Annotated in this window: 5 protein-coding genes; 3 read left to right on the forward strand and 2 right to left on the reverse strand. The window is 50.2% G+C overall.

What is annotated here, in order from left to right:
• Window positions 1-48: 48 nt before the first annotated feature.
• Window positions 49-351, reverse strand: coding sequence for an LLM class flavin-dependent oxidoreductase (locus tag JK199_RS16110; RefSeq protein WP_212377665.1), 303 nt, complete (start codon window positions 349-351; stop codon window positions 49-51).
• Between the two features lie 431 nt (window positions 352-782).
• A complete protein-coding gene (locus JK199_RS15635) occupies window positions 783-2,141 on the reverse strand; it encodes an NtaA/DmoA family FMN-dependent monooxygenase (RefSeq protein WP_212377715.1) in 1,359 nt (452 codons plus the stop codon).
• Between the two features lie 305 nt (window positions 2,142-2,446).
• Between JK199_RS15635 and JK199_RS15640 the strand changes: the two genes are divergently transcribed.
• From JK199_RS15640 to JK199_RS15650, 3 genes are read left to right on the forward strand one after another with little or no spacing between them, the layout of a single operon-like run.
• Window positions 2,447-3,286, forward strand: a complete 840-nt coding sequence (locus JK199_RS15640) for an ABC transporter permease (protein WP_212377719.1) — start codon at window positions 2,447-2,449, stop codon at window positions 3,284-3,286.
• Window positions 3,286-4,029, forward strand: coding sequence for an ABC transporter ATP-binding protein (locus JK199_RS15645; protein WP_212377722.1), 744 nt, complete (start codon window positions 3,286-3,288; stop codon window positions 4,027-4,029). Before JK199_RS15640 ends, JK199_RS15645 begins: the two co-directional genes overlap by 1 nt.
• Before the next feature lie 41 nt (window positions 4,030-4,070).
• Window positions 4,071-4,667: a nitroreductase family protein gene (locus tag JK199_RS15650; protein ID WP_212377725.1), complete on the forward strand. Its 597-nt coding sequence runs from the start codon at window positions 4,071-4,073 to the stop codon at window positions 4,665-4,667.
• Window positions 4,668-4,850 lie beyond the last annotated feature (183 nt).

Genomic DNA, 4,850 nt, shown 5'->3' on the forward strand with positions numbered 1-4,850 from the left:
ACAGATGCCCGACCGTCTTCTTCTCGGCAATCTGTCTCGCCGCAACCGTCATCTTCTGGCTATGAGTCCTGAGCCTAATCTTAAAGTGGATTCGAGCGGGATAGTAATGATTGCTGTTCCCAAGTGAATCGATTGTGTATTTTCAGCAATTGATGCAAGAAGAATGAGCGGGGCTGCTGCAGCCCCTGGCTCGCCGCGACCGCTTTCTAGATGATGTTGTGCGATCCATCCAGTGCTGAATCCCAATGATTCAGCAACTTTAAAAGTTTCGATAGTGTCTCTGAACAGAGAGGCGGGGTCTTTGCTACCTTGGAGATGGGTTAGAAATCCTAGTCGAATATGTTGAACCATAGGTTTCTCGATTTTTAGTATTCAGTTAAGATGGAGGTGGAGGCATTAACACCCAAGTTATCTGCAAATAACATTTCTGGATGTCGCGGAAAGCCTCATATTTTTTTCGTAATGTAGGGATTGCAGGTAAAGTATTTTGCGATCGTGGAGTCTATTTTAGAAAAATAGCTATAATCGTCATGTTTAAGTCAGTAGTTGGCGTGCATTTCGCCGCAAAAAAAAGAATTGAGGAACGAAGGTATTATCCTGTTTGAGGGGGCTGTTAAGAAACCTCCCTGTTGAATTCCATGTATATAAATGAATTATCTAGTGAAGAAGCAAGTTTTTTCTTTACTGCTAAGAGAAGGCCCTCGATTCCTGTTCTTTCGAAGAAGGATCAGGAATCTACGGCTAATTACCTTTATCGAGGCATAATGGGCGTATTGGCTTTATTAAGCACTACGGAGAATAAGGTTAGACTCTCGGGCGTCGGTAGAATTCCTGTAAGCTGCTGTGGGAAGGCCGAGATTATCACGAATTGTTGTGCCCTCATATTCCTTCCGAAAGGCACCCAGATCACGGAGAATAGGTAAAACTTCGGCTGTGAAGCGCTTGAATTGCCCTGGGTGGCTTAAGTAATAGTTGATGCCATCAAGCGCACGCTCGTTGCGCCAGCGGACAAGTTCATGTGCCACAGTCTCGGCCGTTCCGACAAATGGGCCCGGACGATATTGACGTGTCAGTTCGACGGCCTGCCTCAGTGTCAAGCCTTCGGAAACTGCGTGATCGGTGATGCGTTTGGCTTGAGTGTACCAGCTTTTTTCCGCGAGCAGCAGCGTCTGAGCGGGAAAGGGCGCATCAACATCATAGCTGGTAAAGTCGTGCCAGCCGAATGCCCGACCGAACTCCTTCAATGCGAGATCGAAGCTGTGATCCGAATTATGATAGTTTTTTTCAATTTCACGAGCCTGATCATTCGTATCCGCAACATATATTCGTGCACCTGGTGTGATTAATACCTGATCCGGATTGCGACCGTAGGATATTGCTCTATTTTTGATGTCTCGATAGAAAATTTGGGCAGCTTCAATGGAATGGGCGTGCGTAAATATCGCATCGGCCGTCGCAGCGCCGAGGTCACGGCCTTGTTCGGAGTCTCCTGCTTGAAAGATAATAGGCTCGCCTTGGGAAGAGCGCTGAATATTGAGCGGTCCCGTCACTTTGTGAAAATGACCTTGGTGATTTAAAGTATGCAGCTTTGTAGGATCAAGGAAGACGCCTGTCTTCCGGTCAGCGACAATGGCATCTTCCTCATAAGATTTCCACAAGCCGCGCACGACTTCAATTGTCTCATGGGCAAGCGCGTAGCGCGTGTCGTAGTCGTAGTGCTCATCACGACTGTAATTGCCTGCTGTCCCGCTGTCTCCGCTTGTCACAACGTTCCAGCCTGCGCGTCCGCGGCTTATTAGATCGAGTGAAGCAAGACGGCGGGCGAGATTGAAAGGAGAATTATAGGAAGTGGTCAAAGTCCCGACTAGGCCAATATGATTTGTTGTTACGGCTAGCGCGGAAAGAAGAGTAAGAGGTTCAAGACGATTAAGGTAATGCGGAGGTGAGTAGGGTGTGATGAATTGGCTATCCACGATGAAAATAAAGTCAAGTTTGGCTGCTTCTGCTTGACGAGCAATATCGATATACCAGTCTACGTTGACACTGGCATCGACTGGAATTTCAGGGTCGAGCCATCGAAGTCCCTCGCCTGGGCCGCCCACTCCGGTCGGAGCCACACCGATTTTCAAGAAGTTACTCATTTTTATACCTCGTGCTGTTCTGTCAAATTGAGGAGTTTTGCAAAGCGATGGTTGGGCGTCGAAACCTGAAGAAAGAATATTACCGCCGGTTCGATCTTCACGAGACGAGAAAGCGCGACCTTTCTTCTCGACCGTAAAAACGAAAGGGTTAATGAGAAGACAGGTAACTCTCAGAAGATGACGGAATGTGCGAACAGAGACAATTAAATCCCGCTAAATGATGGTGTTTAGAATATTTACCTGACATCACTCCGTGGATAATGGCAAGATGCTTGTTAAATCCCTTCGCCGTTAAGGAGATGTTGATGCTGGACACCGTTACATTGGCCGGAACGTACATAACCACCAAAGGCCATCGAAAGAGCCGCAGTTTGAGTAGACTACGTATCGTCAGACGTTATGTCTCACCCATTGGACTGGTTTTACTGTGGCAGATCGCGTGCTCTGTGAATCTGCTCTCGACGAGGGTAGTTGCTTCACCGGTTCAGATTGGTGTGACGGGCTGGATGCTGGTGCGTGACGGGACGCTGCCTTTTAATCTTGGTGTGTCGTTGCTGCGTGCGGGGATTGGTCTGGGTCTTGCTATTAGCTTGGGCGTGATGTTGGCGCTCGTCGCTGGTTTGTCCCGCATAGGTGAGGATGTGGTGGATGCCCCGTTACAGGTTTTGCGAACGCTGCCAGCGCTGGCTTTGGTTCCGTTGTTTATCTTGTGGTTCGGTATTGGAGAAACGCCGAAGGTTCTGCTCGTAGCACTTGGAGCAACATTTCCGATCTATCTGAATCTTCACAAGGGGATTAGGTCCATCGATCCAAAACTTCTGGAAATGGCGTCTATGCTAGGGTTGTCCCGATGGCAGACGATCAGAGACATATTTTTGCCCGGGGCGCTGCCGGATTTTTTGACTGGGTTGCGATATGCCGTTGGTGTGTCGTGGCTGATGCTAGTGGTGGCAGAGCAGGTGAATGCAGAGAGCGGCATTGGGCATATGATGATGGACGCCCAAGATTTTCTTAGGACGGACATCATTCTCGTGGGACTTGTGGTTTATGGTGTGCTTGGGTTGATCTCTGATCAGATCGTGCGTTTGCTGGAAAGCGCCCTCCTTGCGTGGCGTCCAGACGCGCGCAGAGGGAGTGCGTTATAATGGGTTTGCGTAATCATCCCAATTCCAATGTGGGTTCCGATGTTGGCACTCCCGTTATTGTAGAGCGTCTGACGCGCCGGTTCAACGATGGTCCTCCGGTTTTGAACGCACTGGATCTGGCTATTGCTCCGGGCGAGTTCGTAGCCCTTCTGGGTCATAGCGGGTCTGGAAAATCCACATTGCTGAGAACTCTTGCAGGACTTGATCCGGTGACTGATGGTGCAGTGATCCGCCCCAGCGAGGTGTCGGTGGTATTTCAGGAGCATCGTCTTCTTCCATGGAAGCGTGTGTGGAAGAACGTTGTGCTGGGCCAGAAAGATCAAAGTGCGAAGCTTCGCGCCAAGGCAGTTCTGGAAGAAGTGGGGCTGTTGCATCGCGTCGAAGCTTGGCCGATGACCCTTTCCGGTGGCGAAGCACAGCGAGCTTCTCTGGCCCGCGCATTTGTCAGGAAACCGGCTTTTCTCATGCTGGATGAGCCCTTTGCCGCGCTGGATGCTCTGACGCGGTTGAAGATGCAGGAAATGGTGGCGGCTCTTTGGAAAAAACACGGTTGCTCGGTTTTGCTCGTGACGCATGACGTGGACGAAGCGCTTATCCTCGCCGATCGGGCCGTGGTTCTTGAACGAGGTCGTATTCGCGTGGATATCCCCGTTACTCTTCCTCGGCCTCGTCGTCACTCGGATCCGGGATTTGAACCATTGCGCGAACGATTGCTTGAAGCTCTAGGCGTGCATGCAGCGTGAAGTGGTGAACCTTTTTCTCATTTCTGGACAGGGTTGATATTATGAAAAAAGCTTTTGATCGTGCGTCAGATTTCGCTGTTTTACCAGTTATTCTGAATCGGTGGTCACCACGGGCTTTCCAGCCTGTGGATATCAGACGGGAGGAACTGCTCGGCTTGCTAGAAGCCGGTCGATGGGCTCCTTCGGCTTATAATCGTCAGCCATGGCGCTTTATTTTTGCCCGACGGAACGCAGCGGACTGGGAACGATTCCTGTCTTGGCTAATTCCGTTCAACAGGACCTGGGCAGAAAATGCGTCTGCGATCGTTTATATTGTGTCGAGAACGATAACTATTTCTCCCAAGACAGGCGAGTCAGTGCCATCTCCGACGCATGCATTCGACGCTGGTGCGGCGTCCGCCCTAATTCAGATACAGGCTGTGCACTCAGGATGGTCGGTGCATCCCGCTAGCGGTTTTGAGCACGATCTGGCGCATGCGGGGCTCGAACTTCCGGAGGATTATCAGATCCATGCAGCACTCCTAATCGGTCGTCGTGGCGATGCAGGCGGACTGCCTGAAGCTCTGCGCGAACGCGAATATCCTTCTGGGCGCCTGTCGCTAGATGAAATTGCCTTCGAAGGACGTGGCAAGTTTTAAAAATCATTTGGTAGAACAAATTCTGTGATTTCGTCTTTTTCGCAGTTCTGAGATAATATCGGTCATGAATAGTCTGGTTTCTTTGGATGTTGATGACCTGGAGGGGTCTAGGGCCTGTTAGACCTTGAATGCCAGAACGGACTGCATAGCTGTTTATGATGAGTATGATGCAGTCTGTCTTTT

The organism is Acetobacter persici (assembly GCF_018256955.1).
Lineage (GTDB): Bacteria > Pseudomonadota > Alphaproteobacteria > Acetobacterales > Acetobacteraceae > Acetobacter > Acetobacter persici.

Coding starts and splice junctions, on each gene's coding strand:
- JK199_RS16110 (WP_212377665.1), bottom strand. CDS start 351: ATGGTTCAACATATTCGACTAGGATTTCTAACCCATCTCCAAGGTAGC.
- JK199_RS15635 (WP_212377715.1), bottom strand. CDS start 2,141: ATGAGTAACTTCTTGAAAATCGGTGTGGCTCCGACCGGAGTGGGCGGC.
- JK199_RS15640 (WP_212377719.1), top strand. CDS start 2,447: ATGCTGGACACCGTTACATTGGCCGGAACGTACATAACCACCAAAGGC.
- JK199_RS15645 (WP_212377722.1), top strand. CDS start 3,286: ATGGGTTTGCGTAATCATCCCAATTCCAATGTGGGTTCCGATGTTGGC.
- JK199_RS15650 (WP_212377725.1), top strand. CDS start 4,071: ATGAAAAAAGCTTTTGATCGTGCGTCAGATTTCGCTGTTTTACCAGTT.